Annotated in this window: 17 protein-coding genes and 2 pseudogenes; 13 read left to right on the top strand and 6 right to left on the bottom strand. The window is 35.1% G+C overall.

Translation table 11 applies throughout. The features are described 5' to 3' along the window. Positions 1-198: 198 nt before the first annotated feature. Positions 199-420, bottom strand: a complete 222-nt coding sequence (locus AC3WVZ_RS32075) for a hypothetical protein (protein WP_233936933.1) — start codon at positions 418-420, stop codon at positions 199-201. 118 nt (positions 421-538) lie between these two features. Beyond that, positions 539-1858: a DUF4046 domain-containing protein gene (locus tag AC3WVZ_RS32070; RefSeq protein ID WP_492310916.1), complete on the bottom strand. Its 1320-nt coding sequence runs from the start codon at positions 1856-1858 to the stop codon at positions 539-541. 124 nt (positions 1859-1982) lie between these two features. Between AC3WVZ_RS32070 and AC3WVZ_RS32065 the strand changes: the two genes are divergently transcribed. From AC3WVZ_RS32065 to AC3WVZ_RS32025, 9 genes and pseudogenes are all read left to right on the top strand, one after another. Continuing rightward, on the top strand, positions 1983-2510 hold the full coding sequence (locus AC3WVZ_RS32065) for a helix-turn-helix domain-containing protein (protein ID WP_078188213.1): 528 nt from the start codon (positions 1983-1985) through the stop codon (positions 2508-2510). 20 nt (positions 2511-2530) lie between these two features. Then, positions 2531-2905, top strand: a complete 375-nt coding sequence (locus tag AC3WVZ_RS32060; RefSeq protein ID WP_233936929.1) for an IS630 family transposase — start codon at positions 2531-2533, stop codon at positions 2903-2905. Positions 2906-2970: 65 nt separating this feature from the next. Continuing rightward, complete coding sequence (locus AC3WVZ_RS32055) at positions 2971-3678, top strand: IS6 family transposase (protein WP_233936150.1); 708 nt, start codon at positions 2971-2973, stop codon at positions 3676-3678. 233 nt (positions 3679-3911) lie between these two features. Further along, positions 3912-4571 (top strand): recombinase family protein, encoded by a 660-nt coding sequence (locus AC3WVZ_RS32050; RefSeq protein WP_100910708.1) that lies wholly within the window; start codon positions 3912-3914, stop codon positions 4569-4571. Between the two features lie 483 nt (positions 4572-5054). Continuing rightward, on the top strand, positions 5055-6713 hold the full coding sequence (locus AC3WVZ_RS32045) for an SWIM zinc finger family protein (RefSeq protein WP_233936927.1): 1659 nt from the start codon (positions 5055-5057) through the stop codon (positions 6711-6713). Positions 6714-6911: 198 nt separating this feature from the next. After that, positions 6912-7479: pseudogene (locus AC3WVZ_RS32040) on the top strand (IS6 family transposase); the annotation flags it as partial. Between the two features lie 126 nt (positions 7480-7605). Further along, positions 7606-8124: a DUF6060 domain-containing protein gene (locus tag AC3WVZ_RS32035; protein WP_139362511.1), complete on the top strand. Its 519-nt coding sequence runs from the start codon at positions 7606-7608 to the stop codon at positions 8122-8124. A gap of 369 nt (positions 8125-8493) precedes the next feature. Beyond that, complete coding sequence (locus AC3WVZ_RS32030) at positions 8494-8829, top strand: hypothetical protein (protein ID WP_176116654.1); 336 nt, start codon at positions 8494-8496, stop codon at positions 8827-8829. Between the two features lie 179 nt (positions 8830-9008). Beyond that, a complete protein-coding gene (locus AC3WVZ_RS32025; RefSeq protein WP_078187503.1) occupies positions 9009-9302 on the top strand; it encodes a hypothetical protein in 294 nt (97 codons plus the stop codon). Between the two features lie 44 nt (positions 9303-9346). On the opposite strand, the gene AC3WVZ_RS32020 is transcribed toward AC3WVZ_RS32025, so the two are convergent. Then, a complete protein-coding gene (locus AC3WVZ_RS32020; protein WP_233936926.1) occupies positions 9347-10252 on the bottom strand; it encodes an Rpn family recombination-promoting nuclease/putative transposase in 906 nt (301 codons plus the stop codon). Positions 10253-11080: 828 nt separating this feature from the next. Here AC3WVZ_RS32020 and AC3WVZ_RS32015 point away from each other — a divergent pair. The 3 genes and pseudogenes from AC3WVZ_RS32015 (at position 11081) to AC3WVZ_RS32005 (ending at position 13410) form a co-directional block, all read left to right on the top strand. Next, the gene (locus tag AC3WVZ_RS32015) at positions 11081-11854 is read left to right on the top strand and encodes a Ger(x)C family spore germination protein (protein WP_340882238.1); all 774 of its coding nucleotides are present in this window, start codon (positions 11081-11083) and stop codon (positions 11852-11854) included. Further along, complete coding sequence (locus tag AC3WVZ_RS32010) at positions 11829-12230, top strand: Ger(x)C family spore germination C-terminal domain-containing protein (protein ID WP_345743032.1); 402 nt, start codon at positions 11829-11831, stop codon at positions 12228-12230. Before AC3WVZ_RS32015 ends, AC3WVZ_RS32010 begins: the two co-directional genes overlap by 26 nt. Positions 12231-12319: 89 nt before the next feature. After that, positions 12320-13410: pseudogene (locus AC3WVZ_RS32005) on the top strand (GerAB/ArcD/ProY family transporter). Positions 13411-13962: 552 nt separating this feature from the next. Here AC3WVZ_RS32005 and AC3WVZ_RS32000 read toward each other — a convergent pair. Next, a complete protein-coding gene (locus AC3WVZ_RS32000; protein WP_078187506.1) occupies positions 13963-14388 on the bottom strand; it encodes a hypothetical protein in 426 nt (141 codons plus the stop codon). Positions 14389-14670: 282 nt separating this feature from the next. Continuing rightward, positions 14671-17391 carry a collagenase gene (locus AC3WVZ_RS31995; protein ID WP_078187507.1) on the bottom strand — a complete coding sequence of 907 codons (2721 nt, stop codon included), beginning with the start codon at positions 17389-17391 and terminating at the stop codon, positions 14671-14673. 850 nt (positions 17392-18241) lie between these two features. On the opposite strand from AC3WVZ_RS31995, the gene AC3WVZ_RS31990 reads away from it, so the two are divergent. Further along, on the top strand, positions 18242-20053 hold the full coding sequence (locus AC3WVZ_RS31990; RefSeq protein WP_078187508.1) for an acyltransferase family protein: 1812 nt from the start codon (positions 18242-18244) through the stop codon (positions 20051-20053). A gap of 232 nt (positions 20054-20285) precedes the next feature. Here AC3WVZ_RS31990 and tnpC read toward each other — a convergent pair whose 3' ends face one another. Next, positions 20286-21689 (bottom strand): IS66 family transposase, encoded by a 1404-nt coding sequence (tnpC, locus tag AC3WVZ_RS31985; RefSeq protein WP_100910632.1) that lies wholly within the window; start codon positions 21687-21689, stop codon positions 20286-20288. Positions 21690-21745 lie beyond the last annotated feature (56 nt).

The following is a 21745-nucleotide window of genomic DNA, read 5'->3' as shown; positions in this document are numbered from 1 at the left end:
CAAATTGAATGCCATTTTCTTTTACATCAAATCGATATAAGAAAATTATATACACATAGTACACCCTTTTCATATGATGTGGGAAGATATAAGAGAGAATAAGAACCGTATACTGTTGTATCATCCGCTCATTCCCTCAACTGAATAAAAGAATGGTCTATATTCATTATATATCAGGAGAAGTCACTATTCAATTTGTTATTTCATTTTAGCTGGATATTTCCAATCTGGCTTATCTTTTTTATCAGATTTTATGTTTGTTTTTTGTTTTGGTTTCTTTTGCTCTACTTTGTTCTTCACTTGATTTTGTTGTTCGAATATATCTAATTTTGTTTGCATTTGTCCCACTTGTTCTTTTACTTCCTTAAGTTCCAACTTAATTTCTGATAGCAATCTTAAAATGGCATCGCCTTTATTCATAACAACCACCTTACTTCAGAAGATGCGTATTTTCTCAATGTATAATAGAATGAATTTTCTGTTTAATTTGGTATAATAAAGAAGAATAATTGCCATTATTCCCTTTTCAAAGGATGGACTATACCAATAGTCTGTTCTTTTTTTGATGCTTGTATCCTTTTAACATATGTTTAGAAAATCGATTCGGATATAATGCATTCAACATATCATACGGACTGCTTCCCCAAAACTTATCACAAGGATACTTCAATCCTTGCTGTTTGATCCATTTTCCCGTATATATTTGTAACAATGTTTCCTCCGTTAATTTTACCTTTTCTTCAATCGTCCATCGTAAAGCTTCTAACGCATTCTTTTCTGTCCAAAAATTATAAGGAGATACCGAGAATTCCCATCTTTTAAAACGACCTGGATACAAAGAATTTAACATAATAAATGGGTTACTACTCCAAAATTTATGTACTGGCACAGATAATTTCTGATTTTTAATCCATCTACCACTATATATTCGTTTCAACTCCTCATCCGACAATTGCTCCTTCTCTTCAATTGTCCACTTTAATGCTTCTAATGCTTTTTCTTCGGTCCAAAATCCATTCGGAGTTACCGGTAATTCCCATTCTTTAAACCGATTGGGATATAAATCATTTAAAAATTGATACGGACTATCTTTAAAAAATTGGTTTACTGGTGTGCGTAAACCATGTTGAATTAACCACTTCATGCTATACTTGCATTTTAGCTCTTTGTCTGATAATTTTTCTTTTTCCTCAATTGTCCATTTTAGTGCTTCTAATGCTTTTTCTTTTGTCCAAAACCCTTTTGGCGTTACTAGTAATTCCCACTCTTTAAATCGATTCGGATATAAATCATTTAAAAATGCATAGGGACTACCCTTCCAGAAAATGAAGCAAGGTGAATATAAATTTTGCTCTTTTATCCAACGCAGACTATATGTTTGCAAGAGTTCTCCCGCATTTAATTGCTCTTTTTTTTCAATGGTCCATAGTAGTGCTTCGATTGCTATTTTTTTTGTCCAAAAATATTTAGGAACACATTGAAATTGCCACTCTTTAAACCTTCCAGGATATAATGAATTAATCATCATATAAGGACTGTCTTTAAAAAAAATTCGACAAGGAGTCGTAAGTTTATGCTTTGCAAGCCATTTTGTACTATATACTTTCAAAATTTCTTTTTCATCTAATTGCTCCTTCTCTTCGATAGTCCATTTCAAAGCGTTCAATCCATTTTCCTTCGTCCAAAAATGTAGAGGGGCCATTTTTAATTCCCATTCTTTTACGTGTCCTGGGTACGCATCATTTAACATCCCATAAGGACTGTTATTATATTTTGCAAGCACTGTTGTTAATTTCATTTTTTGAATTAACTTTTGATTCCAGCCTTCACGAAGATTTTGTATATTCCATATTAACACTTGTTCAATTAAATATTTTGTAACACGCCTAGCTATATAAGTCCACTATAAAATATCATCATGTATAAACCACTTCGAGATACCCGATAATGTTTGTAAAAAACATAAGGGGAGAAAATACGCTATGTCATATAAAATACAAAAATCACAACCTTTCACAATATCAGATTTACGAAAATTAGAGAAAAAAGAAAAACAAGCTTCTCGTCAACGACGTATTACAGCTGTCCGAATGGTAATGGAAGGATATACAATGGTAGACGTAGCGGCCATACTTGGTATGCATCGTCAAAGCGTTGCTAGTTATGTAAAAAAGTTCAAAGAACATGAACTGGAAGGATTACTTACTCGTAAACAAATCCCAGGTAAAAAGCCGTATTTAACTAAGCAACAACAGGAAGAATTGAAGCAACTCATTTTAAATACAACTCCAGTGGAGTTGCAATTCGGTCAAGAATCTTTCTGGAATACACGCAATATCCAATACATCATCAAAGAGAAATTTACGATTTGTATGTCACGTGAAGGCATCCGTAAAATGTTACATCGGATGAATTTTTCCTATACAAATGCTACTTATGTATTAAAAAAAGCGAATAAAGAAAAACAAATACAGTTTCAAAAACAATTAGATATGATAAAAAAAACTTAATTGATGAAAATACTGTACTCTTGTATCAAGATGAATGTCACTTTAGAGATAGTCAAACCGTTCATGCTACATGGTTTGCAAAGGGGAAGCAAAAGAAAATTGCAGTATTAGGAAAGCGTATTTCAACATCTTTATTCGGTACAATTGATGCAATCACTGGTAAATTTCTCTGTACAACAGCAGAACGCTGTAATGCTGAAACGTTTCAGCACTTTTTAACATATGTGTTAAAAGAATATAAAAATAAGCACGTCGTGCTTGTATTAGATAATGCAAGGTATCATCATGCTAAATTACTGAAATCCTTTTTACGAGAAAATAACCGCCGTCTAACTTTGCTGTTTTTACCTCCATATTCCCCGAACTTAGAATCTGGTGCAAAAAAATTAGGTTAATTGCAAGTAATCTTCTAATTTTGGACATACTGATACGATTACTCTGCAAAAGGGATGTGATCAGTATGAAAAAGGACAATTTGTTTAAATGGAAGCATTACCAACCAGATATAATTTTATTAACTGTACGTTGGTACCTACGGTACAATCTAAGTTTTCGAGATTTGGTGGAAATGATGGAAGAAAGAGGATTATCCTTAGCACATACAACGATTATGCGCTGGGTCCATCAATACGGACCGGAACTGGATAAACGGATCCGATGTCATCTTAAACAAACAAATGATTCATGGCGAGTGGATGAAACGTATATAAAAGTAAAAGGGCAATGGATGTATTTATACCGTGCGGTTGATTCTGAGGGAAATACGATTGACTTCAATCTTAGTAAAACTAGAAATCATAAGGCTGCAAAGCGATTCTTTAAGAAAGCTTTGCAATCTTTTCATGCCTCAAAACCTCGTACAATTACAATTGATAAAAATCCTGCTTATCCAGTTGCTATCACCAAATTAAAGAACGAGAAAAAAGTGCCGTTAGGCACTCAAATTCGGCAGATAAAATATCTAAATAACGTAGTGGAGCAAGACCATCGATTCATTAAAAAACGTGTACGCTCTATGTTAGGATTTAAATCTTTTGGCACCGCTACATGTATACTTGCAGGAGTAGAAGCCATGCATATGATAAAAAAAGAACAGGTTGATTTACGGGATCAGTCTGTTCAAAATCAAAAAGAATTTATTCATCAATTATTTGGATTAACAGCGTAAAGAATAATTCCAATAGGAATCCTCATTATTTCTTGGGAACGTATCCTTTCTTTGCACCAGAACCGTTAATTTTATAATAATAACTAGCATAGTATTTTTCAACCTGTTCATAAAGGTGTACTTTTTCAGATACATAGAAACATAGGGAAAGACACGTCCATAAAAGTTAGTTTTTTATTTTACAGACATCTTTAATTTTTATATACCTTTACAGATATAAATGAGCTATAATTATGGTTGAGGTGAAAATGTTGCAAGATAAAAAGTTTGGATATGTCAGAGTTTCCAGTAAAGACCAAAATGAAGAACGTCAGATTGAAAATATGAAATATCTTGGAATAGAAGATCGGGATATTTTTATTGATAAGCAATCTGGTAAAAATATGAAGAGAGAAAATTATCAAATGTTAAAACGATTAGCTCGTTCAGGCGATACAATTGTTTTTGATTCTTTGACAAGGTTAGGTCGTAGTATGAATGATGTGTTAGAAGAATTTCGTTATTTTGAACAACAGCGTATTAATTTGCAATTTATTAAAGAGCCCTTTATTAATGTGAATTATAATGGCGAAAGTACAAACGATGTGATTCAGCAAGCTGTACAAAAAGCAACCCTGACCATTTTATCCGCTTTTGCAGAAAAGGAAAGAAATGATATTAAACAACGACAAGCGGAAGGGATTGCATTAGCAAAGAAAAAAGGAAAACATTTAGGAAGACCACCGGTACAAATTACAGATCAATTTATTGAGGCATACCGGGAATGGCAGTCTGGAGAGATTACAGCAGTCGGGGCAATGAGAAAATATAATATAAAGCGTTCTTCTTTTTATAAATTAGTCAAAGAATATGAGGGGCGAGCAACGAGGATATATATGGATAAAAATGATTGACACTTTGAAAGAAAAAATCAAGTTTCTTCCTAATTATATAAGGAGTGTGTAACTGTCCCCTTAGTAGATATTTATTATACTTAATCATATCTTGCAAAATTTGGCGAAGACGTGATACACGTGAAGAGAATCCCCTTGATAGGTTTTGATTGCTGTTGCACGCATAAATTGTATAAGTAAAACTATTGCTTTTAAACAAATGTTTGATTCGTCATGATTCATACAAATTCCGAGGAGATTCGCTATTTATATCGAATCCCTCTAAAAGAACATGGTGTTGCCGTTCAGCCCACAACATAGCGCCGTGTTCAGGAAAAAAGGGATTCGTCCTAAACATCGATCTTCATTCTCCGTTGGTTTATGTTTTTAAACTTTGTACCAAAATTGCATATTTTTATAAAAAAGAGGATACAACGAAAATAAAAATAATTTTTGATTTTTCATAAGAAGAGAGATTTATAAATTAGGAGGGGAACGAATACCATGCATATTTCTAATTTTGAGGACTACATAGACGATATGATTCTGCAACGAGGTTATACATACTTTCAACAAGGGAAGATTGGTACCACCCAAAATACTGCGCAATCGGCTTATAGAATGACAGTAGTTGGTTCGAAACGTTATCAGGTTGCAGTGGATTTAGACTCAGATAATTTCATTACACATACAACTTGTAATTGTCCTTATACGCATGGAATATATTGTAAGCATCAAGTTGCTGTACTTTATGCTATAAGAGACTATAAAACAAATAAGGATTCCCGCATACAACCATATGATATCCGGCATGCCCTGTTACAGAAGAGCAACGAAGAATTGGTAACGATTATTTGTGATATGGTGAATCAATATCCTGAAATGGAAACGAAACTCTTGTTTCAACACGCCCCTGCTCATGACGATGTAAACAGTTGCTCACAAATTATAAATGAATATATTCATGCTGTACAAGATAGGGGGTTTATAGAGTACAGGGATGTGAGCTATGCAGTACAAGGTGCCGAATTAGTCTTAGAGAAAGTCGACCAAACAGCAACAGATGGAGACACAGTGAAAGCTGTTCATATGTGTATCATCGTACTATCCATGATGATCGACATGTTGCAAGGATGTGATGATTCAGATGGTATAGTTGGTGGTATCATTGACGAAAGTATAGCAAGCATAGACCATATCGTAAGTACCTATATGGATACAATGAGTGAATCAACACAACAGCAGATTTTCCAGATACTTTTACAAGAGGCATCCCATGAGCGTCATGCCGACTGGAATGAATGGGAATTTGCTCTGTTGAACATATGTATTTATTTTTGTACGAATCCAGAATGGCGGAGGCAATTGGATAATACATTAGAACAAATGATATCCTCCAATTCAAAAGAAGGGTGGAGTGGTACCTATCGTACTTCTCAATGTAAAAAAATACAGTTACAGTTAATTCAATTATATGATGGAAGTAGCAAAGAAGAAGCATTTATACAAACCAATCTGCAATATAGTGAATTTCGAGAAAAGGCGATTCAACATGCTTTTCACCTATGTGAGTATGAAAAAGTTATAAAACTGTGCTTAGACGGGGAACAGCAGGATAAAAATGCTCTAGGGCTTTTGAAGAAATGGAAAACATATCGGTATAAAGCCTATGAAAATCTGGGAGATATAGAAAACCAACGTCAATTAGGGTTAGCATTTGTTCTTAAAGATGACTTTACATATTATGAAAAACTGAAAATACTGTATGACCCATCATCTTGGTTAGAAATACGGGAACACATTCTTTCTACATTCGAATCAACAGCATACCGATCGCATATGTATGAATCCATTCTAATATTGGAACGCTTACCAAACAAATTATTAGCCTATTGTCACAAACATCCTGCGACCATTCTACATCTATATGAATCTTTGTTGCCGGATTACCCATCTGAAACACATCAGATTTTTATCACACATATGCAAGATTTGGCTCAAGTGGCTCGGGACAGAAAGATGTATAAAAATATTTGTCAGATCATACAAACCTATCAACGTGTAGGAGATGAAAAATTAGTACGAGAATTCATTGAGAAATTAAAACAAACGTATCACAATCGACCAGCCTTTTTAGATGAATTAGGGAAAATTAACAACTAATGCAATCGTATTTGGGTGTTTTTTGCCCCTCCCCTCGAAAAGAGGGAATAAGAAAAGCATAGCGTGAAAAATCCGGATAACTAAAGGTTTTGAGTTACTTTTAGGCTTAATCACAGGGTTCTTGTTGTAGAACGCAAAATAGCAAAAATTCAAGGATTATTATAGGCAATTAGACAAACATCATATGCTCCTATTTTTGGATTATCTTTAGCTCATACAACGATTATGCGCTGGGTCCATCAATAAACGTATCCGATGTCATCTTAAACAAACAAATGATTCATGGCGAGTGGATGAAACGTATATAAAAGTAAAAGGGCAATGGATGTATTTATACCGTGCGGTTGATTCTGAGGGAAATACGATTGACTTCAATCTTAGTAAAACTAGAAATCATAAGGCTGCAAAGCGATTCTTTAAGAAAGCTTTGCAATCTTTTCATGCCTCAAAACCTCGTACAATTACAATTGATAAAAATCCTGCTTATCCAGTTGCTATCACCAAATTAAAGAACGAGAAAAAAGTGCCGTTAGGCACTCAAATTCGGCAGATAAAATATCTAAATAACGTAGTGGAGCAAGACCACCGGTTCATTAAAAAACGTGTACACTCTATGTTAGGATTTAAATCTTTTGGCACAGCTACATGTATGCTTGCAGGAGTAGAAGCCATGCACATGATAAAAAAAGAACAGGTGGATTTACAGAATCAGTCTGTTCGCAATCAAAAAGAATTTATTCATCAATTATTTGGATTAACAGCGTAAAGAATGATTCCAGTAGGAATCCTCATTATTTTTTGGGAATGTATCCTTTATTTGCACCAGAACCCGAATACGTATATAGCTGAAGTCATAAAAATTTCAAACGGTAAGGCTGAAAAGGTTCCTATTATGCAATATGAACAAGAAAAGAGGGAATCTAATAATAAACAAAAATTAGCAGCACTACAAAATAACAATACAGGCTTTATTGCAGCAATGGCGAATAGAAAAGAATATAAGGCAGAGAGAGAGTATAATTTTTATATGCCCTCTCAAAGAGCGAGTGCAACAATGAACTGTCCGACTAATGGAAATGGTTGCTCTATAGCGAAGACATATGCCATTACACAAACAGAGACCTGGGATGCTGGAGGCGGATTAGATATAAAATTTGTAAAACTAAATGGAGGATATCATTGGGCTGAGGCTTTAACCAACTCTAGTACGTATAGTTTTAATTTAAAACCAGGACAAAGGGGGGTCATTGGTTTTGAAGCTAAAAGATTCTATACTACTGGAGTGGTAAATACATATAGTGACGTCTGGGGGAACCTTATTTCTTCAAATCGGATTTCAGCTAGTACGCCGGTAGCAGTACCTGGTACTTCAGAATTAGATGGTGTAATCACACTAAGATTAGAAAGATAAAAAAGGTTAGCGAACTAAAACATTTAGTATAACAATATTATTTATCTAGTGAAAATGAGATATTAGAAGAGAAATCCATATTTCCCCTCATCTCATTACGTTTATGTAATAAATAGTATAATTGGGAGAGAGCATAACCTTCAAGAATACCCCTTTTTACTATTATTAGAAAAAGACCTACGGACTAGAGCAGCTACCCTGTCACTACAAAATAAAATAACAAATTGAACAGTGCCTTCCCACGATATATAATGATTATATACCATTCTTTTATTTGGTTATGGGGATGAGGGAATGATACAACTGTATATGACTCTTATTCCCCTCCTATAATTTCCACACAGGATATGTAAAAGGAGGCTTGTGTATATGATTTTCTTATATCGATTTGATGTACAGAAGAATCGCGTTCATTTTGTTTTAAATGAACAAATCGTTGCGGATATGCTCCCGCCATATGATGTCTTGTTGAGACCATTAGTAACATCTTTGGCTGAAACATTACAATTGTATTGCTCTTTAAGTAAGCAACCTACTTTGCTAACAAGTAACATACAAGACAGCGGTGAAATAGAAGTGATGTTAAATCAAGAATTGGGACAATGTATAGATGGATATACAAAAGACCGCATGATTTTGAAAAACGGCAAACGAATTGCGGATATTTTACTGGAAATTAGGAATGCTCATACTGTATATCACTAAGTCTATAGGACTAGTAAGATATATACTCCTTTTCAATCGAAGGATCCCATTTGAAAATAGATAATTGACGTTTTTCAAACCTCCGTAGGGGAAATGGACAGATGTCTGTTTCTCCTACTCCGTCAAAATGACATAGAAATATGAGTATGTTAAGCGTAAATGCTGAAGACAGGGGATGGATGAGAGTGGACAAATCATGGCCTAGTGATTCTACGCAGGTATTACAAGAAATAGATCAAAAGATGAGCCTCATCGAGTCTATCCTTCAACAAATTTTTGGGGATTGGCAGACAGAAGAAGTAGATGAGATCCATCAAATGATGATAGAAGTATCCCAATTGTTGCTCATCTTACAACAAGACCCCAAGGTGACATCCCTCGCAAAAGGATTAAGCCTACAACTCCAAAGTATACAGGAACAGTACAATCAATTGTTTAGTAGGAGAGAAATACAATTAAAAATTTCTAAATAATCAGACAATAACAAGTGGACATCCCTACACGAGATGCCTCTCTGTTATTGTCCCAAAATATGGCGTATATCCGACAGTTCCATATTCGTAAACTTCGCAATATCTTCGATATCCATGCCATTTTTATGCATGCTACGGATCAGTTGGATTTTTCCTTCTTGAATGCCTACTTCTTTTCCTTTTTCAATACCTTCTTCTATACCGACCTCACGAGCATGTGCTAATTTCGCTTGCTCGTCAAATAACACTTTTTCCCTTGCTTCATATGCGAGACGGAACGAACTGCTCTGACTCATATTTTCCCATTTGTGGATTGCCTTCTGTAACATTGGATCTTGCTTCATGGCGATATCCTCCAGCGTGTGGGTCAAATGTTCATCTTCATGCGCTGGTAGTAAAAGTAACCAACGAGCAAATTTATTTTCCCACGGATTAATTTTTTCTTCTCTCCATTGTCTTACTAGCTTTGGAATCTCAATGAAATGTATTTCTAGGTCCTCAAGTAACACTTCCTTATGTTGCCTGCTCCAAAATTGTCCGACGGTATGCATATCATCATAATGAGGAAAGAGCTGAAAGTCTAATAGATTGATGGCAATCGTTTTTCGCAAAGAGCGATAAGGCATCCCTTGTTCTAATTGAGATGTATATAATTTACTCCAATAATATAAGGAACGTTTCACAATTTCTTGTGTATTTCGTAACTGAATTTCAATATTGACTTTTGTCTCATCTTGAAGTGTCGCTAATATATCTAGTATGGATAATTTATCTTCTTCATATTCTTTATGGAGGTGTGGGTCTTCAATTTTTAAGGATACAATCGGTGTAGATAATGACTCCTGCAAGATTGCATTTAAGAAAGAAATCAGTAATTCCTCTTGTCCTTGTACACCAAATAATTGCTTAAAAGCAAAATCGACTCGTAAATTGACTAAAGGTTGATTCATAGCGTGAGTCACCTTTCTTCTTCTGTATGTCTTTTGTTATTCCCCTTTTTCGGGGAGATGGGCAAAGAATGTATATATCCATTGTAGCGGAGAAAAGGGGAAAGAAGCAACCCTTGTGAGTTTTTTATTGGTTTTTATTTTTAAAAACACTATGATACGTGAAATTTTAAACCATTCCCTAAAATTTTCACTATCCTTTATACGCCCCCTCGCGTTGTATATGTCGTTTTTTTCTTCGGGTATGTAAAATGTATTAACTCCTTCCTTCTGTGTTGTTAAAAAAGAATCTGAGTGTCCGTTTTTTTACCCTCCGTTAAAAACTGGATATTATGTCCATTTTTTAAACAAGAAGAACAATCAGATGAAATATATGGTGTACCACCTTTTTCAAAATTATATTATGTACAAAACTTATAAAAGTAGAGCCATATTTATATACGTATAAATAGTAGCCCTACTTTTCACACACACAGGTGCAACGGGAGGAACAGGAACCTCCCATATTATTATATATATGTTTCATAATGAAATGTAAGACTAAAATTTTCTTATTTTATATATTTTTCCTTATTTTTGTTCTCTTTCTCAAAAGCGCTAATGTTTCGTCTTCTTAACGTATAAAGAATTGGTTATTTTTGTTCAAATCGTGTCTAAACGTACAATTTTCCCAAAATGGTATGGTGAGATCTTATAGATAAACAATAGAATCACCCCATTTTTATTGCATGAACTTTGTTTGATACTAGTCATATTTTTTCTTTTTTACATAATTATGATTCAAACAACACACGCTACTATACATACCAATTCTTAACATAAGGAGTAGATATGAACGCTATTCTGAAACTCATTTTTATTGGGTCTCTTTTTTGTCTATTGTGTGCTTGTGCGGAACGAAGAGAAATCGAAGAATTAGGATTTGTTGTTGGCGCTGCCTATGATCAAGTACCGCAGTCAGCCATTAAAGGAACCTATCAAATGGTATTACCCAACACACTTAATAGCTCAGAGCGTGGAACAGCTACACAAAAAAATTTCATAAATTTAAGTTCTACAGGTGAAAGTATTTTTGCACATTTCCGCATGATTGCCAAAAGAATTAGTCGTCCTTTATTTTTTCCACATATACAAGTGATTATCTTTTCTGAAAAGGTATTACGAACACCCTATATGCTGCAAAATATTTTAGATGTATATACACGTGATGAGGCGATGCGAAGAAACATTCGGTTATTTGTATCAAAGGGGCGTGCAGAACCAATTTTAGCACAAAACGCAGGCCCTGAATATTTACCTGCTAAGTACGTTTGGATGTTATCGGAACATACGAAAAAAAACGCACAAATGGTGGAGAAAAAGCGAATTGGCGATATTCACAGTAAAATCATTGCAAAGAAAAGCTTTTTCCTTCCGGTTGTATTTCGAACAAAACAAGGAGTAGAATTAAGTGGTTCTGCCCTATTTAGGGGCAAGGATAATCGTTTAGTTTCCATGTTAAATGAAACGGATACAGCGGCTTTACAATATATAACTGACCCAAAAGTAAGGGGAATAATTTCCATTTGTTACTGTTCCTATGAACAAACAACGCATCACCTATGAATTTCACCGTGTACACCAGCGTACGGAACTCAATATTTCAAATCCCAGGTACCCTAAGTTCGATATATATGTAACAGTAGATGGAAAGGTTGCAGAGCTTCATCCATCCCTAAATCACCACTTTTCCATGGAACAGCTCAATCAGGTATTGGCAAAAAGCATGAAAAAACAACTACAAACTACGACGAAGCGTCTACAAAAACAATATAAATTAGATGTCATGGGAATTGGAGATAAGTATCAACGACAACACTTCAAAAAATGGAAAGAGATAGAGGATGATTGGGAGAATGGCAAACAATATTTCTCTACTTGTCAAATTCGTATTCACGTACAACCCCAGATTACACGATCTGAATCGACATTGCCCAAATAGCGCCGCCTCTATATAACACATCTATCAGGAAAGCATTTGTCGTTTATTTTTTATTTGGATAATATACCATATAGCGGGAGTTAAAAACAATGAAGATTAATCAGGCATATCAAGTATCTCCAATTTATATCTTCTTTTTGATACATAGTGCGCAATTTGGAGCTGGTGTACCGGGGTATTCTAGAATTATCGCAAAAAAAGCAGGATATGATGGCTGGATTGGAGTCGTACTGGCAGGGGTTTTTTTACATATTTTAATGTGGATGATGTATCGTATGCTCTCTTGGGTTAAAGGAAGCATTTTAAAACTTCAAACGTATATGTTTGGCGGATTTATCGGAACGTGTTTAAATTTCCTATTTCTCGTTTATTTCTTTATTGTAAGTACCTCTATCTTACGAACTTATATTGAAATCGTACAAGTATGGATGTTTCCTACTGCTTCTACTCTTATACTTGCGATTATTTTGTCTATTTTAGTATATTACATTATTTCATCAGGATTTCGGGTAATGACTGCAATCTGTATTGCCTCTATATTTGTATCCATATTTTATGCCGCTCTCTGTGTGTACTGTTTAGGATTATATGGGCATTGGGCGGATTTTACACCTATTTTGAATCATTCTTATTTGGATATTGCGGATGCGATGCACAAATCCGTTTATACGATGGCAGGTTCCGAAATCATTCTTATGATTTTTCCTTTTCTTCACACTCCTAAAGAATCTCATAAATTCGCACAATATGGTTTGCTGTTTTCGAATCTGTTATATGTCTTAACTTTTGTTTCTGCATTGGCATGTTTTAATGAAAAACAACTTTCGCATCTCATTTGGTCCCAACTGTCACTTTCTCAAGTGATTACATTTCCTTTCCTACAAAGGTTTGAAACCCTTATGGTATCAACATACGCTTGGCAGATGGTGACAAGTATCATTTTACCCCTTTGGGCTTGTACACGGGGTATGCGAGAAATAGCGGGGATTCGTCAAAGATATACGTTACTGATCTTGTTGGGTTTGAATATTATCATCGCCTGTTTGCTCCAAGATCGGCATAGTATTAATACATTTATTACACAAACTTTACATTTTACTTAATTTATATCTATATTCCTATACTCTTTTTGTTGTTTTGTTTGAAGACACAATATCAAAAGAAAGAGAATACACTATAAGGATTCAATCTATATAGGGTGTTCTCAAGGAGTGGCTATGTACACTTCCCCACATTCAAATGGAAATTATTACATACTATCAAAATCTTTGTGCAAATATGAACGCAAGTGTGATGCACAAAACAACGAATGTTTCCTTTTTAACGTTTCTTCTTTTAATGGGAGACAAAAGGAGAACACAGTGTATGTACCGTATCTGCAAAAAAGCTTTATGGTCTATAAAAAAGAGAAAATAAACAATGGTACATTCCTTTAAACATCTATTCGGCCATCTCTTGTTTGAATACGTCCATTATTAACTCCACCTGAATGACATTCCTTTTCTCTTACTGTTGTTTTAGCATTTCTAATTCCAATAATTTTTCTTCATACATAAATGTTCAAGTCCACCATTAGATATCAAAAAATAACTCGGAACTTTTGTGCCGAGTTATTTTTTGATTGTATTTTAGGTATAAAAACTATTAGGGACTTTTTATTGTAATATATCGAACAAAATCATACGGCTATTTCTTATATGGACTGGATAAATAAACGGCTTTATTTGTCATCTTATAGGGGAACTGTATATTGGTGATACGCAGTTCCTTGATACTGTCTAAATTGATTATAAAAATCTAATTTTCTTTCTTGTACCCATCTTCCTGGCAAAACTTCCTTTTGCTTCATATAGGTTTGAATTACCCATCCTTGCAAAGAATCTGGGCGTATCAGATACTTCTCTCCAATATGAGGCGGTAATGCAACTGGGGCTGGTGCATCCATTGCACCTGGTGGTGCTAATCGATAATATACGTTTCCATTTTGTTGAAACATGTCTTGTAACTGTAAAAAGGTCGTTCCCATATATAGATATTCATCTTGTGTGCTATAGGTATGTTGTACATGTCGCTCATCAGCTTGTGCAGACATACCTGGTATAGAATGTATGGCTAACAGGATGAATAAACTACTACACCATTTTTTTCTTTTACTCATAAGAACCCTCCTATATTTTTCATTATGTAACAATTCAGAATAGAATGTAGTACATATAGTTTATTAGCTTACCTGTTTTACTTTCTGCAAAATAGGTAAGTGAACGAATAATGGGGTAATTCCAAGGTTTCCACAACAAAACTCTATGTGAATCATATAAAACGAGTAAAAAAGATGCAATCCTTTGAAGTTGAGAAATAAATTTATAAAAAAGAGGAGAAAACTAAAAAACAGTATGGATATACACTCCATACTGTACAAGAATAGCGATTCAAACCTTTTCTATTCTATTGTAACAAGCCCCTGATACCCACCTGATTGATTATCATAACTATATACATACAAATAATATTTCCCCGGTTGTGCCGTATACGTTTCAAATAATCGTTGTCCTTGAAACTTGGCATACGCTACTGGATTTTTTAAATCCTTTTCATGATATAGAATCCAATTCATTTGAATCTGATTTTGATTGGTAACCTCAATAGCCAATTTGGCTGGTGATTGCACATCTAATTGATAAATATCTAAGGAATTATTTGCATCAAAGTGACCTCTAAAATTTGTTCGAAAAGGTAGTGGCGTTGCCTCTTGAATGGATTCATTTGGTTCTTTGGATTCTACTATATTATTTGCAATGCCTTGAAAAACAATCTCACATTCTATTTGATTATTGGTATTGACTCGGTAGTTTGTAAAATAGGCTGTCACTGTTTTGTAGCCATTCCAAGATTTCGTAGATAACTGTTCCAGTATGGTATCTAATACCGTATTTAGATTTCTCCAATCGGACTCAACACCTGCTGTTTTCTTTCCTGTGTACGTACCTCGTAAGGTAAACGTATGAAAGAAGTCAGATTGTTGCTCTGTCATATTGGTGCTTTGAAGTGGTATGATTTGGGTGATTTCCTTTTGCACTTCCGTCAAAGACTTTGCTGTTGGTTGTTGTAAATACTCATCTGAAACAGTTGGAGCGGTATATTCATTTTGATGATCAATTAGCATCTGTATATAGTTTTGATACGCTGTATTGAGTGTCAGATTCTTACTTACTGTTTCACGATATTGATCATATTGTATCACTTGATTATTTTTTATGATATGGTGCAATTGAGAAAATAAATCCCACCGATTTTGATACAGATAGGACTGCAAGGCAAATGCATAATTATAGAACTCCCAACTTCCATATGTGGCGTATAACGTCTGCTGTAAAGTGTATCGATTCCAAGGATTCACCGCTAACTGTTGAACGATTGTTTTTCTTGGTACAACTTGATGGGTACGGGTAGATCCAGCAAAAAATTCTGCACCACCTTCTTCGAACCAAGTTAAACGCTCATTTTCATAGAGCTTCCCTTCACCAAATAACCCTGGAACGAGATAACGTCCTTGAAGATAGTGTGTATACTCATGACGAAATAACTCTTCTAAACTAAAGATACTATCCTGTGGCGTTCGCTCATACGTAAAGAAGGTTCCATCTTGTTCAATATACATCCCACCATTATTCGTGTCATACCCATATAATAAACGATTCAACCGATATTCTTCTGGATTATTATAAATCACCATCGTCAAAATATCATCGCGATGTCCTTGCTCTAATGGCGTATCTGCCCCCACCACACGATAAAATTGTGCTTGTACTTCTTTAGACGCCCAATAGAGTATTTTCACTTTCTCTTCCTTTACTTGTTGCCCAGTTTTGATAATCATGGATCCATTATCAAATGTGTAGGTTTTCGGTATATATTTTTTCTTACCTTCTTCTTGTATTTGTTTGTACTGAATGGGGATTCCCTTGAAGTCCTTTCCATTATATCTTTCATTGATTTGTTGAGCGGCAGTTAGATACGCTTCGCTTAAATAGGGATATACCTGTAATGCATTCGTAATCATTTGTAACCCCTTTTGTTGCGTAGTATGAAAGACACCGACTCTACTTGTGTAATAAATCCCATTATTAATCATCCATGCTGTATCGGCATTGACTTGACCATATAATGCTATCTTTCCAATTTCATCGATAAAAGCGTTTATTTCCCCATACCAAGGCGATTGGTTAGGTGATGTACCAGTTTGATACAAATACGTTTGAAGATCATGATCAATCCCACTTAAGAGACTGTATATGGCTGTTCCTTTTGAATATTCTTTCGCATACGCCTGTAAATTTTGATTAAATTGATTTAAAATCGGAACCGCTAACGACACGATTTCTGGATTACTTGAAGCGTTTCCAATTAAATTCCCATAAGCTGCCACGACTCGATCCTGTTCCATTGTTCCAAGTCGAAAAGCTGGATTACTTGCGATGGCTTTTAAAGCCGGTAAGCACGTATCATGAAACTTACGCTCATTGAGATAGGCAAGTTCTTTATAGTAATAACCTAAATAAAATCCTGAACGCAATACTTCTACTAACGTCTCTATCCCATTTGAATTTGTTGCAGTATACGTATTTCCTCTTTTTTCTAATACTTGAATTAAGAATTGGACACGATTTTGATCTTGATAGAATGCCAGAGAGTCTGTATTAAATTGAAATAAATCCGTAATGTCACTCCATCGGATTGTTGACAGTACTTGTTCAAGATTTGCATAGCTAAGTGCTTGTAATTGTGCCATCGTATATGTTTGTTGAGTGGCTGATGTAGCAGTGAGCGTTGCAAAGTTTAGTTTCTCATCAGGTGGTTGAATCGATTGGTCGATTTGAAATGGTGTAGGGAACAAATTTGAAGTATATAGATATGGCTTGTGAAAAGGTTTTTGGGACATATATTGTCGTTTTATTTTCGATGAATGTAAATGTAAATCATATGGGCTCGGATTAGATGGTGGTACCCATGCATTCCCAAGCATACCTTGCGCTACGCTACTAACCGGCCTAGATACAATTAATTTGCTAGAAACTTGTATAGAACTTGCCTGTACAACATGTACGGAACCTAACATCGTACAACACAACAACATGATCATAATCTTACCTATACGTTTCATCCAATTCCTCCATTTCAAAAATCAAAAATTCTAGTTGACTGTCACATGATGGTTTAGATTTTCTCATAGAGTATGGAAACCAAATGGTTTGACTATGGCAAGGATTCATGAAAAACACAAATAGTTTTCATAACTATTCCTCCATTCTTCTTTTTTGTCTTGTTGGGATTGTACCAATATAAAGGTATCTAACTTGTATGAGCTTTTGGCCTATCGTTTATTGGTTTAAAATCATCCCAACAGTACTTATATATATGGCAAATCATTTTTTTAACCTTTGCCAGTGTATTGAGAAATATATTCTATTTAAATGGCTAGATACTGTGTGTAATGAAAACATTCCTCTTATCATTTTCTCAACAAAAACACGAAACATCTATGATAGAATGGATATAGGATGGGCTAAGTCCGTATGTACATCTACAAAATCATATGTTATTAAAATTGAAGTGGTTATCAAGTCAAGGGGAAACACTCGTAAGAGTGTTTTTTCTTTGACCATTTTTGATTGTCATATATATTCGAATACGATAAAATACGTATAAATTCTTCTTCAGTTATGGAATACCAGGCATCTTTATAAAAAGATGCCTACGAAATAACCATAGTGGGCTACAATTTTTTCAAGTGTAGGATTTTAGGTTTTGCTGCAAAGTGTGAAAAAACATAAACTCATTTGCAAAATATGGTTAACGTTTAAGGGAGTCTGAATAATTACTGTGCATGCAATTAAAAAAAATTCTTACGAAATGCTATTTGTAATAGTTTAGCTTATACAATTTTAGGGGATTAATATCATTTTGTGCCATTATTATTAACCTAATTTCCAAGAAATAGAGGTGAATGTAGGATGACTAAACCTTTTAAAAAAAGTAGTCGTTATATGGCTGGGTTGGACAGTCTAAGGGGCCTAGCTATACTAGGTGTTATGTTGTATCATATTAATTTTAATTGGATGCCTGGAGGATTTTTAGGAGTTACTGTATTTTTTGTGCTTTCAGGTTATTTAATTACAGATATTCTAGCGATGGAGTGGAAAAGAAATAAGAGAATTGATTTTAAAAAATTCTGGCTTAGTAGGGCAAGGAGATTACTTCCAGGAATGCTTGTTATGCTCGTTATAACGTTGGCATGGATTACGATTTTTCATAGCTCTTTACTTGAAAAAATGCGCGGAGATTCATTAGCGGCATTATTTTATGTAAGTAACTGGTGGTATATTTATCATAAAGTATCGTACTTTGATAATTTTAACCAGCTTTATCCCTTGAATCATTTTTGGTCGTTAGCAGTTGAGGAACAATTCTATGTTGTTTGGCCGTTTATCATTAGTTTAGGGCTTTACTACACAAAAAAACAATCCCGTATGATTTTATTAATTTGTCTAGGAGCCCTTGCTTCAGCTGTAGCGATGGCAACTTTGTATGAACCTGGAACTGATCCGAGCAGAATATATTATGGGACAGATACGAGGGCCTTTTCCTTACTTATCGGAGCGGTACTTGCCCTAGTTTGGCCAAGCAAGAGGCTTGCAAATAAAATTATTCCAAAGGCACGTTTTATTCTTGACGTCGTGGGAGGAATTGCACTTATTATTATTTTGGTTATGTTTTGGAAGACCAATCAATATGATCCATTTCTATACAAGGGAGGAATGGTCCTCTTATCCATTGCAACAGCATTGTTAGTGGCAAATCTAGCTCATCCAGCTAGCCGTATTGCTCAATTTTTACGATTTAGACCTTTACGTTGGATCGGGATAAGATCGTATGGCATATACCTCTGGCATTATCCAATTCTTACATTAACGACTCCAAAGGCAAATGCCGGGGATTTTTCACTAATACGAGCACTCCTTCAATTTCTTCTCATTATATTGATTGCGCAAATTTCATGGAAGTTTATTGAAAAACCAATCCGACAAGGTGCGCTCCAGAATATTCAGTTTAGGAACTTAAGATTTCAACATTTCACTTTAGGTGTTAAGTTAGCTTTAATTTGTACATTATCCGTTTCGTCGATAGCCGTCGTAGGGTTATCCAAAGCTAGTAAGGCTAAGGAACATTCTCAACACGATAAGGGGGCGGCAGCACAAACACAATCGGCGCCACATCCAGTTGCAGTTTGGGAAAATCCAAATCAAGAGACGTCTCAAAAACAAGGGGAATCCAGAGAAGTACATTCTGCGCAATCTAAAAATTCACTCACGGTTACTGCGATAGGCGATTCCGTTATGATTGATATTACTCCGTATTTAAAAAATACTTTTCCTGATATTAGGATTGATGCGCAAATTGGTCGCCAGCTGTCAAAAGCGATTCCGGTAGTTGAACAGTTAAAATATGAAGGGAATTTAGGAAACTATGTCATTATTGGATTAGGTACAAATGGAGCCTTTACTACTGAGCAACTTGTCTCATTAATAAAAGTAATTGGAAACGAACGTAAAATCATATTTATTAATACGAGAGTACCACGTCCATGGGAATCAATCGTGAATGAGAGACTGAAAGTTACGGCATCTGAATACCCGAATGTAACTCTAGTTGATTGGTATGCAGCAAGTGCTGGAAAGAAAGACTACTTTGCACCTGACGGTGTGCATTTAACCAAAATAGGTGCAGAAGCATACGCAGCACTTGTAGCCAAAGCAGTGAAGTAATAATGAAATATGTTTTAATAATTTTTGGTTCCACCACATCGCTATTAAGCTAACAAGTTCTGTTGCAAAGTTCGAAAAAGTATACGATAATTCACAAAATCTGGTTAGATTTTAAGTAACTACTCAGCTTCTTCAAATAAAAAAACAGGCCAAATACATGTTTCCGATTCGAAAACATGAAAAGAAAATACTCCAATCAGAGAAAGAATCTATGCCAAATAGAGAAATTCTCTTATGAAGTCGTGTTATTCCAAGGAACCGTTCTAGTTTCTATGACTTGGTTTATCGCTTGTAAGACCGATTGTTTTTGTTTTTTCATGGTACTCATAAAGCTTCGTATCTGACAAAAAGATTCTGCGCCTTTCTTACTTCGGAAAGTCCCAGACACTTTCTGTTTTACTTTCGTCATCCGAATATCCCGTTCTGCTTGATTGTTATCAAATGGAATGGCTGGATGTTCTAAAAACGCTAGAATTCTGTCAGAATACTTGACGAAGCGATTCCATAAATTTTGAGAAGGCGTCTGCTTTCCTTTCTTCTTTTGTTTCGTGGAAAGAATCTGTTGTTCTTTCAATATGGATTGATACATAATAAACAGATTCTTTTGCGTCGCTTTTGGCATGGTACCTTCGGATTGCTTTTTCATCGTCAACGCTTGCGTTAGAAATTTCTGCATCTGTTGTGCCCATTGTTCTCCAGTACTATCTATAATTCCTTGTAAATCTCGTAAGAGATGGGCATTACATAAAACGTGACGACAATCTGTATACGCATCATACGATTTCCAACCATCATGCATCGCAATTCCAGAAAAAGATGGCAAGATTTCTCCAGCATCCATTGCTTCTTTTCCACGTTTTTGATGAATATGTTGCAATGTCACCTCCGGTGTACTGGCAGTATGTAACCATTGTGTTTTGTTTTCTACACGCATACCAGTTTCATCAAAATGGACAACAGGAGACTGCAGAATCTTTTCCTTTACTTCTTTTATGAATGGCTGCAATTGAGAAGCGAAAGCCTGTGTATGATTTACCAGGGTTCCTTCGCTTATAGAATGTCCAAAACAATCCTGAAAGAATTCTTTTGTTCGCTTCAAAGAAATGCATTGATAATGCGTTAAATAGGGAATCAGTCTTTTTATATTTGGACCATATTGAACAGGACGAGATACTGTCGAAGGAAATTGGGCTTCTTGGATAGAATGGCAATGTGGGCATTCTTTCTGTTCTACTTTATGTTCTGTCACTTCGATCTGAATAGGTGGTAAGTCATACACTTGGCGAATGCGATACCCTTTTACAGGCTCGTGGTTCAAGGAAGTATGACAACAAGTACAATATGTAGGAGAATGTGTAATCGTATGATCTGGAGTCGCTGTCAAACCAAGAGTATGTCCCTTGTGGCCCAACTGGCCACCCGTTTGACGATGAGACGGTTTGCGCAAACTTTTTGTAACGGGCTTACCCAAACCATCTGTAGAAGGTGGCTTATGACTATTTTTGGAGTTTTTTTTTGAAGCATTTTCTAGTTCTTGTATACGTTTTTCTAACTTAGAAAATGTTTCTTCAAATAAAGAAATAACAGCTTCAGGTCCTTTTTTATATGTATCTAAAATAATTTTTCGATCGACCATAAGATTCACCTCCCCTGTTTGATATACTCAGTATTTACAAATGGGAGGCATATGAA

The organism is Bacillus sp. CPT56D-587-MTF (assembly GCF_058792335.1).
The sequence above is the reverse complement of the archived record's forward strand: the minus strand, read 5'-3'. Positions and strand labels throughout refer to the sequence as shown.

Coding starts and splice junctions, on each gene's coding strand:
- AC3WVZ_RS32000 (WP_078187506.1), bottom strand. CDS start 14,388: ATGAGTAAAAGAAAAAAATGGTGTAGTAGTTTATTCATCCTGTTAGCC.
- AC3WVZ_RS32020 (WP_233936926.1), bottom strand. CDS start 10,252: ATGAATCAACCTTTAGTCAATTTACGAGTCGATTTTGCTTTTAAGCAA.
- AC3WVZ_RS31995 (WP_078187507.1), bottom strand. CDS start 17,391: ATGAAACGTATAGGTAAGATTATGATCATGTTGTTGTGTTGTACGATG.
- AC3WVZ_RS32055 (WP_233936150.1), top strand. CDS start 2,971: ATGAAAAAGGACAATTTGTTTAAATGGAAGCATTACCAACCAGATATA.
- tnpC (WP_100910632.1), bottom strand. CDS start 21,689: ATGGTCGATCGAAAAATTATTTTAGATACATATAAAAAAGGACCTGAA.
- AC3WVZ_RS32010 (WP_345743032.1), top strand. CDS start 11,829: ATGAACAAACAACGCATCACCTATGAATTTCACCGTGTACACCAGCGT.
- AC3WVZ_RS32035 (WP_139362511.1), top strand. CDS start 7,606: ATGCAATATGAACAAGAAAAGAGGGAATCTAATAATAAACAAAAATTA.
- AC3WVZ_RS32045 (WP_233936927.1), top strand. CDS start 5,055: ATGCATATTTCTAATTTTGAGGACTACATAGACGATATGATTCTGCAA.
- AC3WVZ_RS32075 (WP_233936933.1), bottom strand. CDS start 420: ATGAATAAAGGCGATGCCATTTTAAGATTGCTATCAGAAATTAAGTTG.
- AC3WVZ_RS32030 (WP_176116654.1), top strand. CDS start 8,494: ATGATTTTCTTATATCGATTTGATGTACAGAAGAATCGCGTTCATTTT.
- AC3WVZ_RS32050 (WP_100910708.1), top strand. CDS start 3,912: ATGGTTGAGGTGAAAATGTTGCAAGATAAAAAGTTTGGATATGTCAGA.
- AC3WVZ_RS32015 (WP_340882238.1), top strand. CDS start 11,081: ATGAACGCTATTCTGAAACTCATTTTTATTGGGTCTCTTTTTTGTCTA.
- AC3WVZ_RS32025 (WP_078187503.1), top strand. CDS start 9,009: ATGAGAGTGGACAAATCATGGCCTAGTGATTCTACGCAGGTATTACAA.
- AC3WVZ_RS31990 (WP_078187508.1), top strand. CDS start 18,242: ATGACTAAACCTTTTAAAAAAAGTAGTCGTTATATGGCTGGGTTGGAC.
- AC3WVZ_RS32065 (WP_078188213.1), top strand. CDS start 1,983: ATGTCATATAAAATACAAAAATCACAACCTTTCACAATATCAGATTTA.